This is a genomic window from Quadrisphaera sp. KR29, assembly GCF_052644995.1.
Genome location: NZ_JBQXXG010000002.1, coordinates 272098 through 289589, shown reverse-complemented (window position 1 = coordinate 289589; position 17492 = coordinate 272098). Strand labels below are relative to the sequence as shown.

The 17492-nt window shown below is 70.9% G+C and carries 23 protein-coding genes; all 23 read right to left on the bottom strand.

Features of this window, described 5'->3' with window-relative positions; genetic code table 11:
• Positions 1-3: 3 nt before the first annotated feature.
• The 23 genes from rplR to ACUN9U_RS03045 all read right to left on the bottom strand — a co-directional run bounded on the left by rplR (position 4) and on the right by ACUN9U_RS03045 (position 17431).
• Positions 4-399: a 50S ribosomal protein L18 gene (rplR, locus tag ACUN9U_RS03155; RefSeq protein WP_445483449.1), complete on the bottom strand. Its 396-nt coding sequence runs from the start codon at positions 397-399 to the stop codon at positions 4-6.
• A 2-nt stretch (positions 400-401) separates the two neighbouring features.
• Positions 402-950, bottom strand: a complete 549-nt coding sequence (rplF, locus tag ACUN9U_RS03150) for a 50S ribosomal protein L6 (protein ID WP_445483448.1) — start codon at positions 948-950, stop codon at positions 402-404.
• Positions 951-961: 11 nt separating this feature from the next.
• On the bottom strand, positions 962-1360 hold the full coding sequence (gene rpsH, locus ACUN9U_RS03145; protein ID WP_147924417.1) for a 30S ribosomal protein S8: 399 nt from the start codon (positions 1358-1360) through the stop codon (positions 962-964).
• Positions 1361-1457: 97 nt separating this feature from the next.
• The gene (locus ACUN9U_RS03140; protein ID WP_445483447.1) at positions 1458-1643 is read right to left on the bottom strand and encodes a type Z 30S ribosomal protein S14; all 186 of its coding nucleotides are present in this window, start codon (positions 1641-1643) and stop codon (positions 1458-1460) included.
• Positions 1644-1665: 22 nt separating this feature from the next.
• Positions 1666-2238 (bottom strand): 50S ribosomal protein L5, encoded by a 573-nt coding sequence (rplE, locus tag ACUN9U_RS03135; protein ID WP_445483446.1) that lies wholly within the window; start codon positions 2236-2238, stop codon positions 1666-1668.
• Complete coding sequence (gene rplX, locus ACUN9U_RS03130; RefSeq protein ID WP_445483445.1) at positions 2235-2612, bottom strand: 50S ribosomal protein L24; 378 nt, start codon at positions 2610-2612, stop codon at positions 2235-2237. The genes rplE and rplX overlap by 4 nt, the downstream gene beginning before the upstream one ends.
• Before the next feature lie 3 nt (positions 2613-2615).
• On the bottom strand, positions 2616-2984 hold the full coding sequence (gene rplN / locus ACUN9U_RS03125; protein ID WP_139710047.1) for a 50S ribosomal protein L14: 369 nt from the start codon (positions 2982-2984) through the stop codon (positions 2616-2618).
• A 94-nt stretch (positions 2985-3078) separates the two neighbouring features.
• Positions 3079-3366: a 30S ribosomal protein S17 gene (gene rpsQ, locus ACUN9U_RS03120; RefSeq protein ID WP_445483444.1), complete on the bottom strand. Its 288-nt coding sequence runs from the start codon at positions 3364-3366 to the stop codon at positions 3079-3081.
• The gene (gene rpmC / locus ACUN9U_RS03115) at positions 3363-3596 is read right to left on the bottom strand and encodes a 50S ribosomal protein L29 (protein WP_445483443.1); all 234 of its coding nucleotides are present in this window, start codon (positions 3594-3596) and stop codon (positions 3363-3365) included. The genes rpsQ and rpmC overlap by 4 nt, the downstream gene beginning before the upstream one ends.
• A complete protein-coding gene (rplP, locus tag ACUN9U_RS03110) occupies positions 3596-4015 on the bottom strand; it encodes a 50S ribosomal protein L16 (RefSeq protein ID WP_445483442.1) in 420 nt (139 codons plus the stop codon). The genes rpmC and rplP overlap by 1 nt, the downstream gene beginning before the upstream one ends.
• 3 nt (positions 4016-4018) lie before the next feature.
• Positions 4019-4843 (bottom strand): 30S ribosomal protein S3, encoded by an 825-nt coding sequence (gene rpsC, locus ACUN9U_RS03105; protein WP_445483441.1) that lies wholly within the window; start codon positions 4841-4843, stop codon positions 4019-4021.
• Complete coding sequence (gene rplV / locus ACUN9U_RS03100) at positions 4843-5253, bottom strand: 50S ribosomal protein L22 (protein ID WP_445483440.1); 411 nt, start codon at positions 5251-5253, stop codon at positions 4843-4845. Before rplV ends, rpsC begins: the two co-directional genes overlap by 1 nt.
• Before the next feature lie 58 nt (positions 5254-5311).
• Positions 5312-5593, bottom strand: coding sequence for a 30S ribosomal protein S19 (rpsS, locus tag ACUN9U_RS03095; RefSeq protein WP_445483439.1), 282 nt, complete (start codon positions 5591-5593; stop codon positions 5312-5314).
• Between the two features lie 15 nt (positions 5594-5608).
• Complete coding sequence (rplB, locus tag ACUN9U_RS03090; RefSeq protein ID WP_139710060.1) at positions 5609-6445, bottom strand: 50S ribosomal protein L2; 837 nt, start codon at positions 6443-6445, stop codon at positions 5609-5611.
• Position 6446: 1 nt separating this feature from the next.
• On the bottom strand, positions 6447-6788 hold the full coding sequence (gene rplW / locus ACUN9U_RS03085) for a 50S ribosomal protein L23 (RefSeq protein WP_445483438.1): 342 nt from the start codon (positions 6786-6788) through the stop codon (positions 6447-6449).
• Positions 6785-7474, bottom strand: a complete 690-nt coding sequence (gene rplD, locus ACUN9U_RS03080) for a 50S ribosomal protein L4 (RefSeq protein ID WP_445483437.1) — start codon at positions 7472-7474, stop codon at positions 6785-6787. The genes rplW and rplD overlap by 4 nt, the downstream gene beginning before the upstream one ends.
• Positions 7475-7479: 5 nt before the next feature.
• On the bottom strand, positions 7480-8151 hold the full coding sequence (gene rplC / locus ACUN9U_RS03075; RefSeq protein WP_445483436.1) for a 50S ribosomal protein L3: 672 nt from the start codon (positions 8149-8151) through the stop codon (positions 7480-7482).
• A 40-nt stretch (positions 8152-8191) separates the two neighbouring features.
• Positions 8192-8500, bottom strand: a complete 309-nt coding sequence (gene rpsJ, locus ACUN9U_RS03070; RefSeq protein WP_109773091.1) for a 30S ribosomal protein S10 — start codon at positions 8498-8500, stop codon at positions 8192-8194.
• A gap of 412 nt (positions 8501-8912) precedes the next feature.
• A complete protein-coding gene (tuf, locus tag ACUN9U_RS03065) occupies positions 8913-10106 on the bottom strand; it encodes an elongation factor Tu (RefSeq protein ID WP_445483435.1) in 1194 nt (397 codons plus the stop codon).
• Between the two features lie 65 nt (positions 10107-10171).
• Positions 10172-12274, bottom strand: coding sequence for an elongation factor G (gene fusA / locus ACUN9U_RS03060; protein WP_445483434.1), 2103 nt, complete (start codon positions 12272-12274; stop codon positions 10172-10174).
• Positions 12275-12362: 88 nt separating this feature from the next.
• Positions 12363-12833 carry a 30S ribosomal protein S7 gene (gene rpsG, locus ACUN9U_RS03055; protein ID WP_109773094.1) on the bottom strand — a complete coding sequence of 157 codons (471 nt, stop codon included), beginning with the start codon at positions 12831-12833 and terminating at the stop codon, positions 12363-12365.
• Positions 12833-13204 carry a 30S ribosomal protein S12 gene (gene rpsL / locus ACUN9U_RS03050; RefSeq protein ID WP_109773095.1) on the bottom strand — a complete coding sequence of 124 codons (372 nt, stop codon included), beginning with the start codon at positions 13202-13204 and terminating at the stop codon, positions 12833-12835. Before rpsL ends, rpsG begins: the two co-directional genes overlap by 1 nt.
• Before the next feature lie 345 nt (positions 13205-13549).
• The gene (locus ACUN9U_RS03045; protein ID WP_445483433.1) at positions 13550-17431 is read right to left on the bottom strand and encodes a DNA-directed RNA polymerase subunit beta'; all 3882 of its coding nucleotides are present in this window, start codon (positions 17429-17431) and stop codon (positions 13550-13552) included.
• Between the last annotated feature and the right edge of the window lie 61 nt (positions 17432-17492).

Below are 17492 nucleotides of genomic sequence, written 5' to 3'. Positions count from 1 at the left end.
TGCTCACAGGGCCAGACCGCCCTCGCGCGCACCCTCGGCCACCGCGGCCACGCGGCCGTGGTAGCGGTTGCCGCCGCGGTCGAAGACCACGGCCTCCACGCCGGCGGCCTTGGCGCGCTCGGCGACGAGCTCGCCGACGCGACGGGCCTTGGCGGTCTTGTCGCCGTCGTGCCCGCGCAGGTCGGCCTCCATGGTGGAGGCCGAGGCGAGGGTGCGGCCGACGGTGTCGTCGACCACCTGCACGGCGACGTGGCGCGCCGAGCGGGTGACCACCAGGCGCGGGCGGACCGCGGTGCCGGTGACCTTCTTGCGCACGCGCAGGTGGCGGCGGGAGCGGGCGGCGGCGCCGGTCTTGGCAGCGCCCTTGCGGAGGAGCTTGGTCCTGCTGGCGAGAGCCATGACTACTTACCTGCCTTCCCGACCTTGCGCCGGACGACCTCGCCGGCGTAGCGCACGCCCTTGCCCTTGTACGGGTCGGGCTTGCGCAGCTTGCGGATGTTCGCAGCGACCTCGCCCACGCGCTGCTTGTCGATGCCCGAGACCGCGAAGCGGTTGGGGGCGGACACCGTGAGGGTGATGCCCTCGGGCGCCTTGACGAGCACGGGGTGGCTGAAGCCGAGGGCGAACTCGAGGTCGGACCCGCGCGCCTGGACGCGGTAGCCGGTGCCCACGATCTCCATCTGCCTCTCGAAGCCCTGGGTCACGCCGTGGACCATGTTGGCCAGCAGCGTGCGGGTCAGGCCGTGCAGCGACTTGGACAGCCGCTCGTCGTCGGGGCGGGTGACGGCCAGGGTGCCGTCCTCACCGCGGTCGACGGACAGCGGCGCGGGCACGGTGTGCGTGAGGGTCCCCTTGGGGCCCTTGACGGTGACGGTGCGGCCCTCGGCGCCGTCGATGCTGACGTCCACCCCGGCCGGGACGGCCACGGGGAGCCTTCCGATGCGCGACATGCTCTACCCCCTCACCAGACGTAGGCGAGGACTTCCCCGCCCACGCCCTGCTTGCTCGCCTGGCGGTCCGTCAGGAGGCCGGAGGAGGTCGACAGGATCGCCACCCCCAGGCCACCGAGCACGCGCGGCAGGTTGGTCGACTTGGCGTACACGCGCAGACCGGGCTTGCTCACGCGGCGCAGGCCGGCGATGGAGCGCTCCCGGTTGGGGCCGTACTTGAGGTCCAGCACGAGGCGCTTGCCCACCTCGGCGTCCTCGACGCGCCAGGAGGAGATGTAGCCCTCGGACTTGAGGATCTCCGCCACGCGGGACTTCAGCTTGCTGTACGGCATGGCGACGTCGTCGTGGTACGCCGAGTTGGCGTTCCGCAGGCGCGTCAGCATGTCCGCGATCGGGTCGGTCATGGTCATCGGGCTCGTCCGCCCTTCCTCGCCGTGGTCCCCCGGACGGACGTCCGTGCGGGGCCTGCGGCGCAGTGGTTCAACGGGTGTGTGGGGAGCGTGGTGCTTACCAGGAGCTCTTGGTGATGCCCGGCAGCTCGCCGCGGTGGGCCATGTCGCGCAGGCACACGCGGCACAGGCCGAACTTGCGGTACACCGAGTGCGGGCGCCCGCACCTCTGGCAGCGGGTGTAGGCGCGCACCGCGAACTTCGGCTTGCGCGACGCCTTGACGATCAGAGCGGTCTTGGCCATGGGTGTCTGCCTCAGTCCTCGGTCAGTTCTCGCGGAACGGGAAGCCGAGCAGGCGCAGCAGCGCCCGGCCCTCGTCGTCGCTCGTCGCGGTGGTGACGACCGTGATGTCCATGCCGCGGACGCGGTCGATCTTGTCCTGGTCGATCTCGTGGAACATCGACTGCTCGTCCAGGCCGAAGGTGTAGTTGCCCCGGCCGTCGAACTGCTTGGGCGACAGGCCGCGGAAGTCCCTGATCCGGGGCAGCGCGAGGCTGACCAGGCGGTCGAGGAACTCCCACATGCGGTCGCCGCGCAGCGTGGCGTGGGCGCCGATGGGCATGCCCTCGCGCAGCTTGAACTGCGCGATGGACTTGCGCGCCTTGGTCACCGCCGGGCGCTGGCCCGTGATGAGCATGAGGTCGCGCACGGCGCCGTCGATGAGCTTGGAGTCGCGAGCGGCCTCGCCGACGCCCATGTTCACGACGACCTTGACCAGGCGCGGGACCTGCATCACGTTGTCGTGCTGGAACTGCTCGCGCAGCGCCGGGGCGATCTCCTCGGCGTAGCGGGTCTTCAGGCGCGGCGGCGCCTTCGTCGTGGCGGTCTCGGTGCTCATGCGATGTCCTCGCCCGAGCGGCGGGCGACGCGCACGCGCACGGTGCGCTGCACGCCGTCGCGCTCGACGGTCTCGGTGCGGATGCCCACGCGGGTGGGCTTCTTGGTCTTGGGGTCCACGAGGGCGACGTTGCTGATGTGCAGCGGCGCCTCGTGCGTCTCGATGCCACCGGTGCGCGAGCCGCGGGCGGTCTGGCCGGCCTTGACGTGCTTGGTCACCCGGTTGATGCCCTCGACCAGGACGCGTCCGCGCTCGGGGTAGACCTCGAGCACGCGCCCGGTCTTGCCGCGGTCGCCGCCGCGGGCCTGCTTCTTGCCGGTGATGACCTGGACCAGGTCACCCTTCTTGATGCGGGTCTTGTTGCGGTCGGCCATGGCTCAGAGCACCTCCGGGGCGAGCGAGATGATCCGCATGAACTTCTTGTCGCGCAGCTCGCGGCCCACCGGGCCGAAGATGCGGGTGCCGCGCGGGTCGCCGTCGTTGCGCAGGATGACCGCGGCGTTCTCGTCGAAGCGGATGTAGGAGCCGTCCGGACGGCGGTTCTCCTTGGTGGTGCGGACGACGACCGCCTTGACGACGTCGCCCTTCTTGACGGCACCCCCGGGGATGGCGTCCTTGACGGTGGCGACGATGACGTCGCCGATGCCGGCGTAGCGGCGTCCGCTGCCGCCGAGCACGCGGATGCAGAGGATCTCCTTGGCACCCGTGTTGTCGGCGACGCGCAGCCGCGACTCCTGCTGGATCACTGCTTCTCTCCTGTCGTCACGCCGGTCCTCGCCCGCCGCCGGCCAGCCGGCGGGGGTCGAGCCTCGCGGAACTAGATGGGACCGTGGGGTGGGCTTACTTGGCCCGCTCGAGGACCTCGACCACGCGCCACCGCTTGGTGGCCGACAGCGGACGGGTCTCGGCGATGCTGACGAGGTCGCCGATGCCGGCGGTCTCGTTCTCGTCGTGCGCCTTCACCTTCACGGTGCGGCGGATGACCTTGGCGTAGAGGGGGTGCTTGACGCGGTCCTCGACGGCGACGACCACGGTCTTGGTCATCTTGTCGCTGACCACGTAGCCGCGGCGGGTCTTGCGGTACCCGCGCGCCTGCGCCTCGGTGTTCTCGTTCACTGCCTCGCTCACTGGGCGTCGACCTCCCCGATGCCGAGCTCGCGCTCGCGCATCGTCGTGTAGATCCGGGCGATGTCCCGGCGGACGGCGCGCAGCCGCCCGTGGTTCTCGAGCTGCCCGGTGGCCGACTGGAAGCGGAGGTTGAAGAGCTCCTCCTTGGCCTTGCGCAGCTCCTCGACGAGGCGCTCGTCCTCGAAGCCGCGCAGCGCGGCGGGCTCCAGGCCCTTGGACCCGACGGCCATCAGGACAGCCCTCCCTCGCGGGTGACGAAGCGGCACTTCATCGGCAGCTTGTGGATCGCGCGCCGCATCGCCTCGCGGGCGATGTCCTCCGGCACGCCGGACAGCTCGAACATCACGCGTCCGGGCTTGACGTTGCTGATCCACCACTCCGGCGAGCCCTTGCCCGAGCCCATGCGGGTCTCGGCGGGCTTCTTGGTCAGCGGGCGGTCCGGGTAGATGTTGATCCAGACCTTCCCGCCGCGCTTGATGTGGCGGGTCATGGCGATGCGGGCGGACTCGATCTGGCGGTTGGTCACGTAGCCGTGCTCGAGCGCCTGGATGCCGAAGTCACCGAAGGTGACCGCGGTGCCGCCGGTGGCCTGGCCACGGCGGGTGGGGTGGTGCTGCTTGCGGTGCGCGAGGCGCCGGGGGATCAGCACGGGTCAGCCCTCCGATCCGGGTGCGGACGCCCCGGCCTCGGCCGGAGCGGTGGTGGCGGCGGCGGGGCCCTGGCCCTCGCCGCGCTGGGGACGGTCGCCGCGCTGGGGGCGGTCACCGCGCTGGGGGCGGTCACCGCGCGGCGGGCGCGCCCCGCGCGGGGCGGCGGCGGCCTGGGCAGCGAGCTCGCGCTGGGTGTGGTCGCCCTTGTAGACCCAGACCTTCACGCCGATGCGGCCGAAGGTGGTCTTGGCCTCGTAGAAGCCGTAGTCGATGTAAGCGCGCAGGGTGTGCAGCGGCACGCGCCCCTCGCGGTAGAACTCCGAGCGGCTCATCTCCGCGCCGCCGAGGCGGCCGGAGCACTGCACCCGGATGCCCTTGGCGCCGGCGCGCTGCGCGGACTGCATGCCCTTGCGCATCGCGCGGCGGAACGACACGCGGCTGGCGAGCTGCTCGGCGATGCCCTGGGCGACCAGCTGCGCCTCGGCCTCGGGGTTCTTCACCTCGAGGATGTTCAGCTGGACCTGCTTGCCGGTGAGCTTCTCGAGCTCCCCGCGCAGGCGGTCGGCCTCGGCGCCGCGGCGGCCGATGACGATGCCCGGGCGGGCGGTGTGGATGTCGACGCGCACGCGGTCGCGGGTGCGCTCGATCTCGACGCGGGCGATGCCGGCCCGGTCCATGCCCTTCGACATGAGCCGGCGGACCTCCACGTCCTCCTTCACGTAGTCGCGGTAGCGCTGCCCGGGACGGGTGCTGTCGGCGAACCAGCGCGACCGGTGGTCGGTGGTGATGCCGAGGCGGAACCCGTTCGGGTTGACCTTCTGCCCCATCAGCGGGCCCTCCTCGTCTGCGTCTGCTGGTCACCGCGGGACGCCCCGGCGCCGGCCTTCTCGGCCTCGGGGGCGACCACCACGGTGATGTGGCTGGTGCGCTTGGTGATCCGGCCCGCGCGGCCCTGGGCCCGCGGCCGGAAGCGCTTCAGCGTGACGCCCTCGTCCACGTACGCGGCGCTGATGACCAGGCTGCGCTCGTCGAAGGCCTCGCTGGCGCGGTCGGCCTTGACGCGGGCGTTCGCGATCGCGCTCTGCACGACCTTGAGCACCGGCTCGCTCGCCGACTGCGGGGCGAAGCTGAGCACCGCCAGCGCCTCGCTCGCACGGCGTCCGCGGATCAGGTCCACGACGCGCCGCGCCTTCTGCGGCGTCACGCGGACGTACCGCGCCTGCGCCTTGGCTTCCATGTCTCGTCCTGCCTCGTGTCTCGGCTGGGTCGGGGAGTTCGTCACCTGCTGACGGGCGTCAGCGGCGACGGCCCCGGCGGTCGTCCTTCTCGTGCCCGCGGAAGGTGCGGGTGGGGGCGAACTCGCCGAGCTTGTGCCCGACCATCGCCTCGGTGACGAACACCGGCACGTGCTTGCGGCCGTCGTGCACGGCGATCGTGTGCCCCAGCATGTCCGGGATGATCATCGAACGGCGCGACCACGTGCGGATGACGTTCTTCGTGCCCTTCTCGTTCTGCACGTCCACCTTCTTGGCGAGGTGGTCGTCGACGAAGGGACCCTTCTTCAGGCTGCGCGGCATGGCTCAGCTACTCCCTCAGCGCTTCTTGCCGGCGGTGCGCCGACGGACGATCTGGCGGTCGCTGGCCTTGCCGGGACGGCGGGTGCGGCCCTCGGCCTGGCCCCACGGGCTCACCGGGTGGCGTCCACCGGAGGTCTTGCCCTCTCCACCACCGTGCGGGTGGTCGATCGGGTTCATGGCGACACCGCGGACGGTCGGGCGCTTGCCCTTCCACCGCATGCGGCCGGCCTTGCCCCAGTTGATGTTGGACTGCTCGGCGTTGCCGACCTCGCCCACCGTCGCGCGGCACTCGACCGAGACGGTGCGGACCTCGCCGGAGGGCATGCGCAGCTGCGCGGTGCCGCCCTCGCGGGCCACCAGGCGGATCGAGGCGCCGGCGGAGCGGGCCATCTTGGCGCCGCCGCCGGGGCGCAGCTCCACGGCGTGCACCACGGTGCCGACGGGGATGTTGCGCAGCGGCAGGTTGTTGCCCGGCTTGATGTCGGCCTCGGGGCCGTTCTCGATCCGGTCGCCCTGCTTCAGGCGGGTCGGCGCCAGGATGTAGCGCTTGGTGCCGTCCACGTAGTGCAGCAGCGCCAGGCGCGCGGTGCGGTTGGGGTCGTACTCGATGTGCGCGACCGTGGCCGGCACGCCGTCCTTGTCGTGGCGGCGGAAGTCGATGACGCGGTAGGCGCGCTTGTGGCCGCCGCCCTGGTGGCGCGTCGTGATGCGACCGCTGGAGTTGCGGCCGCCCTTCTTCGGCAGCGGGCGGACGAGCGACTTCTCGGGCTCGCTGCGCGTGACCTCGACGAAGTCGGCGACCGACGAGCCGCGGCGGCCGGGCGTGGTGGGCTTGTACTGGCGGATGCCCATGTCAGGCCCCTCCCCCGAAGATGTCGATGGTGCCCTCGCGCAGGGTGACGACGGCGCGCTTGGTGTCCTTGCGCTTGCCGACCCCGGTGCGCGTGCGGCGCTTCTTGCCCTCGCGGTTGAGGGTGTTGACCGACTCGACCTTGACGCCGAAGACCTTCTCGACGGCGACCTTGATCTCGGTCTTGTTGGCGCGCGGGTCGACCAGGAACGTGTACTTGCCCTGGTCGAGCAGCGCGTAGCTCTTCTCGGACACGACCGGGGCGACGATGACGTCGCGCGGGTCCTTGCCGACGCCGGCGAACACGCTGGTCGTGCTCGTGGCGGGGGTGGGCGTCTCGCTCATCGAGCGGCCTCCTCGCTGCGGGTGGCGCCGGCCAGGAAGGCCTCCAGCGCGCCGGAGGTGAACACGACGTCGTCGGAGCACAGGACGTCGTAGGTGTTGAGCTGGTCGGCGAACAGCAGGTGCACGCCGGCGGCGTTCTGCAGGCTCTTCCAGCTGAGCTCGTCACCGCGCTGCAGCACCACGAGGCGCTGCGGGCGCTGGGACAGGCCAGCGAGCAGCCCGACCGCGCTGCGGGTGCTGGGCGCCTCGCCCGCCACGACGGCGGACAGGACGTGCACGCGCTCGTGGCGGGCCCGGTCGGACAGGGCGCCGCGCAGGGCGGCGGCCTTCATCTTCTTGGGGGTGCGCTGGCTGTAGTCGCGCGGCTGCGGGCCGTGGACGGTGCCACCGCCGGCGAACTGGGGGGCGCGGGTCGAGCCCTGGCGGGCGCGGCCGGTGCCCTTCTGCTTGTAGGGCTTCTTGCCACCGCCGCGGACCTCGCCGCGGGTCTTGGTGGCGTGGGTGCCCTGGCGGGCGGCCGCGAGCTGGGCCACCACGACCTGGTGGATCAGCGGCACGTTGGTCTGGACGTCGAAGACGTCGCCGGGCAGCGTCGCCGAGCCCGCGGCGGAGCCGTCGGGGCCGATGACGTCGACCGTGCGGTCCACGGGGGTGGCGTCCAGGATCTGGTCGGTGCTGGTGGACATCGGGATCAGCCCTCCTGAGCGGCCTTGGCCGCGGTCTTGAGGACGACGACGGCCCCGCGCGGGCCCGGGACGGCGCCCTTGACGAGCACGTAGCCGCGCTCGGCGTCGACGGCGTGGACGAGCAGGTTCTGCGTGGTCTGGCGCTCGCCGCCCATGCGGCCGGCCATGCGCAGGCCCTTGAAGACGCGGCCGGGGGTGGCGCAGCCGCCGATGGAGCCCGGCTTGCGGTGGTTGCGGTGCGCGCCGTGGCTGGCCGAGACGCCGGCGAAGCCGTGGCGCTTCATGACGCCCGCGAAGCCCTTGCCGCGGGTGGTCCCGCCGACGTCGATCTTCTGGCCGGCGCTGAACAGCTCGACCGTCAGCTCCTGGCCGGCGGAGTACTGCCCGGCGTCGGGCGTGCGCAGCTCGGCCACGTGGCGCCGGGGCGTGGTGCCGGCCTTCTCGAAGTGGCCGGCCAGCGGCTTGTTGACCTTGCGCGGGTCGATCGCGCCGAAGGCGATCTGGACCGCGTCGTAGCCGTCGGTCTCGGGGGTGCGCACCTGCGTCACCACGCACGGGCCCGCCTGGATGACGGTCACCGGCACGAGGCGCCCGGCCTCGTCCCAGACCTGGGTCATCCCGAGCTTGGTGCCCAGCAGGCCCGCGACGCGGCGGCGCGCGTCGGTGGTCGTGCTCATCGTCGTTCTCCTCGCAGCTCTGCCTGTGCCGTGACCAGGCTCAGAGCTTGATCTCGATGTTGACGTCGGCGGGCAGGTCGAGGCGCATCAGCGAGTCGACCGCCTTGGGCGTCGGGTCGATGATGTCGATCAGCCGCTTGTGCGTGCGCATCTCGAACTGCTCGCGGCTGTCCTTGTACTTGTGCGGCGAGCGGATGACGACGTACACGTTCTTCTCGGTCGGCAGCGGCACCGGGCCGACCACCGTCGCGCCGGCGTTGCTGACCGTGTCGACGATCTTGCGCGCGGAGCTGTCGATGACCTCGTGGTCGTACGACTTCAGCCGGATGCGGATCTTCTGTCCCGCCATGGCCCGTCCCTCTCTCGTCCCGCTGTGCCACGGGGCGGGCACCGGCCCCCGAGGTCGGGCGTGTCGCCCTTCCCCGAGCGCGCTGGCGCGCTGCCACCTGTGGAGGTCTGCTGTCGAGCCCGGTCCCCCGGGCGCCGGCGATCCGTGACGCGGACCCGTGGGGGCCCGCAGCGGGGCGCCCCCCGCCACGAGCGAGGGGCGCGCACGCCGAACGACCCGCCCATCTTGCCAGACGTCCCCCTCACCGGTCCAATCCGGTCACCGGGGGCCGGCGGGGCGCCTGCACGGCCGGTCGCCGCCGCGGGCCGCCGTCTGGGCACCGTCCCCCGCCGCGCAGCCCAGCGGGCAGCACGAAGGGCCCGGGAGCAGCGCTCCCGGGCCCTTCGCGGCGTCGCCCCCTAGGGGGCTGCGATCACTTGATGATCTTGACGACCTGGCCGGCGCCCACGGTGCGGCCGCCCTCGCGGATGGCGAAGCGCAGGCCCTCCTCCATGGCGATCGGCTGGATCAGGGCGACGGTCATCTCGGTGTTGTCACCCGGCATGACCATCTCGGTGCCCTCGGGCAGCGTGATGACGCCGGTGACGTCGGTCGTCCGGAAGTAGAACTGCGGACGGTAGTTCGAGTAGAACGGGTTGTGACGGCCGCCCTCGTCCTTGGACAGGATGTAGACGCGCGCCTCGAAGTCGGTGTGGGGCGTGATCGACTTCGGCTTGCAGACGACCTGGCCGCGCTCGACGTCCTCGCGCTTGAGGCCGCGGAGCAGCAGGCCGACGTTCTCGCCGGCCTGGCCCTCGTCGAGCAGCTTGCGGAACATCTCGATGCCGGTCACGGTCGTGGACTGCGACGCGGTCTTGATGCCGACGATCTCGACGGTCTCGTTGACCTTGAGGACGCCGCGCTCGATGCGGCCGGTCACGACGGTGCCGCGGCCGGTGATGGTGAAGACGTCCTCGATCGGCATGAGGAACGGCTTGTCGACCTCGCGCTCGGGCTGCGGGATGGAGGAGTCCACCGCGTCCATGAGCTCCATGAGCTTCTCGCCCCACTCGGCGTCGCCCTCCAGCGCCTTCAGCGCGGAGACGCGGACGACGGGCAGGTCGTCACCCGGGAACTCGTAGGAGGACAGCAGCTCACGGACCTCCATCTCGACGAGCTCGAGGATCTCCTCGTCGTCGACCATGTCGGCCTTGTTCAGCGCCACCACGATGTAGGGGACGCCGACCTGGCGGGCCAGGAGCACGTGCTCCTTGGTCTGCGGCATCGGGCCGTCGGTGGCGGCGACCACGAGGATCGCGCCGTCCATCTGGGCCGCACCGGTGATCATGTTCTTGATGTAGTCGGCGTGCCCGGGGCAGTCGACGTGCGCGTAGTGGCGCGACTCGGTCTGGTACTCGACGTGCGCGATCGAGATCGTGATGCCGCGCTGCTTCTCCTCCGGCGCCTTGTCGATCTGGTCGAACGGCGTGAAGGGGTTCAGGTCCGGGTACTTGTCGTGCAGGACCTTGGAGATCGCCGCGGTGAGCGTCGTCTTGCCGTGGTCGATGTGCCCGATCGTCCCGATGTTGACGTGGGGCTTGGTCCGCTCGAACTTGGCCTTGGCCACTGGGTGTTCCTCCTCGAGATCTGTCTGTCGATGATGCTAACGAACGACCTGCCGCGGGCGGCAGGTCACTCGCCGCGGGCCTTCTTGATGATCTCCTCGGCCACGTTGCGCGGGACCTCGGCGTAGCTGTCGAACGTCATGGTGTAGACGGCGCGGCCCTGCGTCTTGGACCGCAGGTCGCCGACGTAGCCGAACATCTCCGACAGCGGGACCTGCGCGCGCACGATCTTGGCGCCGCTGATGTCCTCCATGGCCTGGATCTGGCCACGGCGCGAGTTCAGGTCGCCGATGACGTCGCCCATGTAGTCCTCGGGCGTGCGCACCTCGACGGCCATGACCGGCTCCAGCAGGACCGGGTCGGCCTTCCTGACGCCCTCCTTGAGGACCATCGAGCCGGCCACCTTGAACGCCATCTCCGAGGAGTCGACCTCGTGGTAGGCGCCGTCGAGCAGCGTGGCCTTGATGCCGACCAGCGGGTAGCCGGCCACCACGCCGAGCTGCATCGCGTCCTGGATGCCGGCGTCGACGCTGGGGATGTACTCGCGCGGCACGCGACCACCGGTCACGGCGTTGGCGAACTCGTACATCTGGCCCTCGGAGGTGTCCAGGGGCTCGAACTTGACCTGGACCTTCGCGTACTGGCCCGAGCCGCCGGTCTGCTTCTTGTGGACGTAGTCGATCTTCTCGACCGTCCGGCGGATGGTCTCGCGGTACGCCACCTGCGGCTTGCCGACGCTCGCCTCGACCTTGAACTCGCGGCGCATGCGGTCGACCAGGATGTCGAGGTGGAGCTCGCCCATCCCCTTGATGATGGTCTGGCCGGTCTCCTCGTCGAGCTGGACCTGGAAGGTCGGGTCCTCCTCGGCGAGCTTCTGGATCGCGGTGCCCAGCTTCTCCTGGTCGGCCTTCGTCTTGGGCTCGATGGCCACGGAGATGACCGGCTCCGGGAAGGTCATCGACTCCAGGACGATCGGCGCCGACGGGTCGCACAGCGTCTCGCCGGTCGTCGTGTCCTTGAGGCCGATGACGGCGTAGATGTGGCCGGCCGCCGCCTCGTCGACGGGGTTCTCCTTGTTGGAGTGCATCTGGAAGATCTTCCCGATGCGCTCCTTGCGGCCCTTGGTCGAGTTCACGACCTGGGCGCCCGAGGAGATCCGGCCCGAGTAGACGCGGATGTACGTGAGCTTCCCGAAGAACGGGTGAGCCGCGATCTTGAAGGCGAGGGCCGAGAACGGCTCCTCGTACTTCGCGGCGCGGGTGAGCACCTTCTCCTCGTCGTTGGGCGCGTGGCCCTCGACGCTGGGGACGTCCAGCGGGGTCGGCAGGTAGTCGACCACGGCGTCGAGCATGGGCTGCACGCCCTTGTTCTTGAACGCCGAGCCGCACAGCACCGGGTAGACCTGCGAGGAGATCGTCATCTTGCGGATGGCGCCCTTGATCTCCTCGGGCGTCAGCTCCTCGCCGCCGAGGTACTTCTCGAGCAGCTCCTCGTCGGACTCCGCGACGGTCTCGATGAGCTGGTGGCGGTACTCCGCCGCCTTCTCGGCCAGGTCGGCCGGGATCTCCTCGATCTCGTACGCCTCGCCCTTGCCGGTCTCGCCGCGCCACACCAGCGCGCGGTTGTACACCAGGTCGACGCAGCCGACGAAGGTGCTCTCCGAGCCGATGGGGAGCTGGATCACCAGCGGCGTGGCGCCGAGGCGGTCCTTGATGGTCTGGACGGTGAAGTAGAAGTCAGCACCCAGCTTGTCCATCTTGTTGACGAAGCAGATGCGGGGGACGTCGTACTTGTCCGCCTGCCGCCACACCGTCTCGGACTGCGGCTCGACGCCCTCCTTGCCGTCGAAGACGGCGACGGCGCCGTCCAGGACGCGCAGGTTGCGCTCCACCTCGACCGTGAAGTCGACGTGGCCGGGGGTGTCGATGATGTTGAGCTGGGTGCCCTCCCAGAAGCAGGTGGTGGCGGCGGAGGTGATGGTGATCCCCCGCTCCTGCTCCTGCTCCATCCAGTCCATCGTGGCGGCGCCGTCGTGGACCTCGCCGATCTTGTAGTTGATCCCCGTGTAGAAGAGGATCCGCTCGGTCGTCGTGGTCTTGCCGGCGTCGATGTGCGCCATGATGCCGAAGTTGCGGACCTTGTTGAGGTCCATCAGCACGTCGAGTGCCACGCTGTGGTCCTGCCTGTCCGGCCCGCCAGGGGCCCTAGGGAGTGGTGGGGTGCGTCCGCGCCGCCCGGTGGGCGGCGCGGACGGAAGATCACCAGCGGTAGTGCGCGAACGCCTTGTTCGACTCGGCCATCTTGTGGGTGTCCTCGCGGCGCTTGACCGCGGCCCCCAGGCCGTTGCTGGCGTCGATGATCTCGTTCATGAGGCGCTCGGTCATGGTCTTCTCGCGGCGCGAGCGCGCGTAGCTGGTCAGCCAGCGCAGCGCGAGCGTGGTCGAGCGACCGGCGCGGACCTCGATCGGCACCTGGTAGGTGGCGCCGCCGACGCGGCGGGACTTGACCTCCAGGGCCGGGCGGACGTTGTCCATGGCCTTCTTGAGCGCGACGACCGGGTCCTGCCCGGTCTTCTCGCGGGTGCCCTCGAGGGCGCCGTAGACGATCCGCTCGGCGACGGACTTCTTGCCGTCGACGAGGATCTTGTTGACCAGCTGGGTGACCAGCGGGGACCCGTAGACCGGGTCGACGACGAGCGGCCGCTTCGGGGCCGGTCCCTTGCGAGGCATCAGTTCCCCTTCTTGGCGCCGTAGCGGCTGCGGGCCTGCTTGCGGTTCTTGACGGCCTGGGTGTCCAGGGCGCCGCGCACGATCTTGTAGCGCACGCCCGGGAGGTCCTTCACGCGGCCGCCGCGGACCAGGACGATGGAGTGCTCCTGGAGGTTGTGGCCCTCGCCCGGGATGTAGGCGGTGACCTCGACCTGGCTGGACAGGCGCACGCGGGCGACCTTGCGCAGCGCGGAGTTCGGCTTCTTCGGGGTGGTGGTGTACACGCGGGTGCACACGCCGCGGCGCTGCGGGCTCCCCTTGAGCGCAGGCGTCTTGGTCTTCGTCGCCTTGTCCTGGCGGCCCTTGCGGACCAACTGCTGGATGGTGGGCACTGGGTCTCCGTGGGTCGTGACGTGCGTCTGTCGGTGTCGGGCTGCCGGCGGCCGGTCTGACCGGTCCGCCTCTCGTACTGCCTGGCCCCCGTGGTCGGGCACGTCCGACTGCCTGGCGGGCTTCCCCGCCGGACCCTGCCTGGACGACGAGCCCCTCGCGAGAGCGGGACGGTCCTGGCGCACGGAGGCCCGGGCGCACCCGGGCTTGCGTCGAGGGTACGCGGTGTGCGTTACACCAGTCAAAACGCCCCCGGCGGCAGGGGTGTTCCCCCGCCGCCGGGGGCGTCCGGCGACCAGCGGGCGGCCGGGGCTCCTGCCTGGGGCCCCGGCCGCCCGCGCGGTGCGTCAGCGGCCGTAGCCGCCGATGTCGTACTCCTCCAGGGGCACGGCCTGGCCGGAGCCGGCGCCGAAGTAGCCCTCGTAGTCGGAGTCGTCGTAGCTCGGGATCGCGTACATCGCGGCCTTCGCCTCCTCCGTGGGCTCGACCTTGACGTCGCGGTAGCGCGCCAGGCCGGTGCCCGCCGGGATCAGCTTGCCCAGGATGACGTTCTCCTTCAGGCCCAGCAGCGGGTCGCTGCGCCCGTTGAGGGCCGCCTCGGTGAGCACCCGCGTCGTCTCCTGGAACGAGGCCGCGGACAGCCACGACTCCGTCGCCAGGGACGCCTTGGTGATGCCCATGAGCTCCGGGCGGCCGGCCGCCGGCGTGCCGCCCTCGGCGACCACGCGGCGGTTCTCGGACTCGAAGCGCGAGCGCTCCGCCAGCTCACCGGGCAGCAGCTCGGCGTCGCCGGAGTCGATGATCGTCACGCGGCGCAGCATCTGCCGCACGATGACCTCGATGTGCTTGTCGTGGATGCCCACGCCCTGGCTGCGGTACACGGCCTGCACCTCGTCGACCAGGTGCTTCTGCACCGCGCGGGGACCGAGGATGCGCAGCACCTGCTTGGGGTCGACCGACCCCTGCACGAGCTGCTGGCCCACCTCGACGCGCTGGCCGTCGGCCACGAGCAGGCGCGCGCGCTTGCTCACCAGGTGCGAGACCTCCTCCGAGCCGTCGTCCGGGGTGACGGTGAGGCGCCGGGTGCGGTCGGCGTCCTCGATGCTCACCCGGCCGGCGGCCTCGACGATCGGCGCCTGGCCCTTGGGCGTGCGGGCCTCGAAGAGCTCCTGCACGCGCGGCAGGCCGTGCGTGATGTCACCGCCCTCAGAGGCCACACCACCCACGTGGAAGGTGCGCATCGTCAGCTGCGTGCCGGGCTCGCCGATGGACTGCGCGGCGATGATCCCGACGGCCTCGCCGATGTCCACGAGCTTGCCGGTGGCCAGCGAGCGGCCGTAGCACAGCGCGCAGGTGCCCACCTTGGACTCGCAGGTGAGGACCGAGCGGATCTTCACCTCCTCGACACCGCGGGCGACCAGGGCGTCGATGAGCACGTCGCCGACGTCGGCGCCGGCCTCGGCCAGCACCTCGCCGTCGACGGTGACCGCAGCGGCCAGGGTGCGGGCGTAGACGCTGGTCTCCACCGTGTCGAGCAGGCGCAGCACGCCGTCCTGCCCGCGGGTGCCGATGGGCAGCGTCAGGCCGCGGGAGGTGCCGCAGTCGTCCTCGCGGACGATGACGTCCTGGGAGACGTCCACCAGGCGACGGGTGAGGTAGCCCGAGTCGGCGGTGCGCAGCGCGGTGTCGGCCAGGCCCTTGCGGGCGCCGTGCGTGGAGATGAAGAACTCCAGCACCGACAGGCCCTCGCGGAAGGAGGACTTCACCGGCCGCGGGATGATCTCGCCCCGCGGGTTCGCCACGAGGCCCTTCATCCCGCCGATCTGGCGCATCTGCATCCAGTTGCCTCGCGCGCCCGAGGTGACCATCCGGAAGATGGTGTTCTTCGGGTCGATCGAGGACTCCAGGTCCTCCGCGACGCGGTTGGTGCCGACGGTCCAGATCTCGATGAGCTCCTGGCGGCGCTCGTCGTTGGTGATGAGGCCGGCCTCGTACTGCTGCTGGACCTTCTCGGCCCGCGCCTCGTGCTCCTCGAGGATCGCCTGCTTGTTGTCGGGCGAGACGAGGTCGGAGATGGCGATGGTCGTCCCCGAGCGCGTGGCCCAGTGGAAGCCGGCCGCCTTGAGGGCGTCCAGCGTCGCGGCGACCTGCACCTTGGGGTAGCGCTCGGCGAGGTCGTTGACGATCGCCGAGAGCTGCTTCTTGTCCACGACCGCGTCCACGAAGCGGTAGTCGACGGGCAGCGCCTCGTTGAACAGCGTGCGGCCCAGGGTGGTCTCCAGCACGAGCGGGTCGCCCTGGGTCCAGCCCTCCGGCACCGCGGCGCCGGCCGGCGGGACCACGCCCTGCAGCCGGATCCGCACTCGCGCGCCCAGGTCGAGCGCCCCGGCGTCGAAGGCCATGATCGCCTCGGCGACCGAGCCGAAGGTGCGGCCCTCGCCGGCCCCGCCCTCGACCACCGAGGTGAGGTGGAACAGGCCGATGACCATGTCCTGGGTGGGCATCGTCACCGGGCGGCCGTCCGCCGGCTTGAGGATGTTGTTGCTGGAGAGCATCAGCACGCGGGCCTCGGCCTGCGCCTCGGCGCTCAGCGGCAGGTGCACCGCCATCTGGTCGCCGTCGAAGTCGGCGTTGAAGGCGCCGCACACCAGCGGGTGCAGGTGGATCGCCTTGCCCTCGACCAGCTGGGGCTCGAAGGCCTGGATGCCCAGGCGGTGCAGCGTGGGCGCGCGGTTGAGCAGCACCGGGTGCTCGGTGATGACCTCCTCGAGCACGTCCCACACCACCGGGCGGGCGCGCTCGACCATGCGCTTGGCCGACTTGATGTTCTGCGCGTGGTTGAGGTCGACCAGCCGCTTCATGACGAAGGGCTTGAAGAGCTCCAGCGCCATCGGCTTCGGCAGGCCGCACTGGTGCAGCTTGAGCTGCGGGCCGACGACGATGACCGAGCGGCCCGAGTAGTCCACGCGCTTGCCGAGCAGGTTCTGGCGGAACCGGCCCTGCTTGCCCTTGAGCATGTCGGACAGCGACTTCAGCGGGCGGTTGCCCGGCCCGGTGACCGGGCGGCCGCGGCGGCCGTTGTCGAACAGCGCGTCGACGGCCTCCTGCAGCATCCGCTTCTCGTTGTTGACGATGATCTCGGGCGCGCCGAGGTCGAGCAGCCGCTTGAGGCGGTTGTTGCGGTTGATGACGCGGCGGTACAGGTCGTTGAGGTCGGAGGTCGCGAAGCGGCCGCCGTCCAGCTGGACCATCGGGCGCAGGTCCGGCGGGATCACCGGGACCGCGTCGAGCACCATGCCGAGCGGGGAGTTGGTCGTGGTCAGGAAGGCGGAGACCACCTTGAGGCGCTTGAGCGCGCGGGTCTTGCGCTGGCCCTTGCCGGTGGCGATGGTCTCGCGCAGCGACTCGGCCTCCGCCTCGAGGTCGAAGGAGGCCAGGCGCTTCTGGATCGCCGCGGCGCCCATCCCGCCCTCGAAGTACAGCCCGTACCGGTCGCGCAGCTCGCGGTAGAGCACCTCGTCGCCCTCGAGGTCGGCGACCTTGAGCTTCGAGAAGCGGTCCCACACCTGGGTGAGGCGGTCGACCTCGGCGTCCGCGCGGCGGCGGATGGCGTTCATCTCGCGCTCGGCGGACTCGCGCAGGCGGCGGCGCACGTCGCCCTTGGCGCCCTCGGCCTCGAGCTCGGCCAGGTCGGCCTCGAGCTTCTGGGCGCGGGCCTCGACGTCGCTGTCACGACGGTCGGCGACCTGCTTCTTCTCCACGTCCATCTGGGCCTGCAGCGAGGGCAGGTCGCGCGAGCGCGACTCCTCGTCGACCCAGGTGATCATGTAGGCGGCGAAGTAGATGACCTTCTCGAGGTCCTTCGGGGCCAGGTCGAGCAGGTAGCCCAGACGGCTCGGGACGCCCTTGAAGTACCAGATGTGCGTGACGGGCGCGGCGAGCTCGATGTGGCCCATCCGCTCGCGGCGCACCTTGGCGCGGGTGACCTCGACGCCGCAGCGCTCGCAGATGATGCCCTTGAAGCGGACGCGCTTGTACTTGCCGCAGTAGCACTCCCAGTCCCGGGTGGGACCGAAGATCTTCTCGCAGAAGAGCCCGTCCTTCTCAGGCTTGAGGGTGCGGTAGTTGATGGTCTCCGGCTTCTTGACCTCGCCGTGGCTCCAGGTGCGGATCGAGTCGGCGGTGGCCAGGCCGATGCGGATCTCGTCGAAGAAGTTGACGTCGAGCACGGATGTCCTCTCGGTGGTGCTCAGGGGCGCTCCCCGCGGGGAGCAGAGCTGGGGTGCTGGG

Coding starts and splice junctions, on each gene's coding strand:
- rplR (WP_445483449.1), bottom strand. CDS start 399: ATGGCTCTCGCCAGCAGGACCAAGCTCCTCCGCAAGGGCGCTGCCAAG.
- rplF (WP_445483448.1), bottom strand. CDS start 950: ATGTCGCGCATCGGAAGGCTCCCCGTGGCCGTCCCGGCCGGGGTGGAC.
- rpsH (WP_147924417.1), bottom strand. CDS start 1,360: ATGACCATGACCGACCCGATCGCGGACATGCTGACGCGCCTGCGGAAC.
- ACUN9U_RS03140 (WP_445483447.1), bottom strand. CDS start 1,643: ATGGCCAAGACCGCTCTGATCGTCAAGGCGTCGCGCAAGCCGAAGTTC.
- rplE (WP_445483446.1), bottom strand. CDS start 2,238: ATGAGCACCGAGACCGCCACGACGAAGGCGCCGCCGCGCCTGAAGACC.
- rplX (WP_445483445.1), bottom strand. CDS start 2,612: ATGGCCGACCGCAACAAGACCCGCATCAAGAAGGGTGACCTGGTCCAG.
- rpmC (WP_445483443.1), bottom strand. CDS start 3,596: ATGGCCGTCGGGTCCAAGGGCCTGGAGCCCGCCGCGCTGCGCGGCTTC.
- rpsC (WP_445483441.1), bottom strand. CDS start 4,843: ATGGGGCAGAAGGTCAACCCGAACGGGTTCCGCCTCGGCATCACCACC.
- rplV (WP_445483440.1), bottom strand. CDS start 5,253: ATGGAAGCCAAGGCGCAGGCGCGGTACGTCCGCGTGACGCCGCAGAAG.
- rpsS (WP_445483439.1), bottom strand. CDS start 5,593: ATGCCGCGCAGCCTGAAGAAGGGTCCCTTCGTCGACGACCACCTCGCC.
- rplB (WP_139710060.1), bottom strand. CDS start 6,445: ATGGGCATCCGCCAGTACAAGCCCACCACGCCCGGCCGCCGCGGCTCG.
- rplW (WP_445483438.1), bottom strand. CDS start 6,788: ATGAGCGAGACGCCCACCCCCGCCACGAGCACGACCAGCGTGTTCGCC.
- rplD (WP_445483437.1), bottom strand. CDS start 7,474: ATGTCCACCAGCACCGACCAGATCCTGGACGCCACCCCCGTGGACCGC.
- rplC (WP_445483436.1), bottom strand. CDS start 8,151: ATGAGCACGACCACCGACGCGCGCCGCCGCGTCGCGGGCCTGCTGGGC.
- rpsJ (WP_109773091.1), bottom strand. CDS start 8,500: ATGGCGGGACAGAAGATCCGCATCCGGCTGAAGTCGTACGACCACGAG.
- rpsG (WP_109773094.1), bottom strand. CDS start 12,833: ATGCCTCGCAAGGGACCGGCCCCGAAGCGGCCGCTCGTCGTCGACCCG.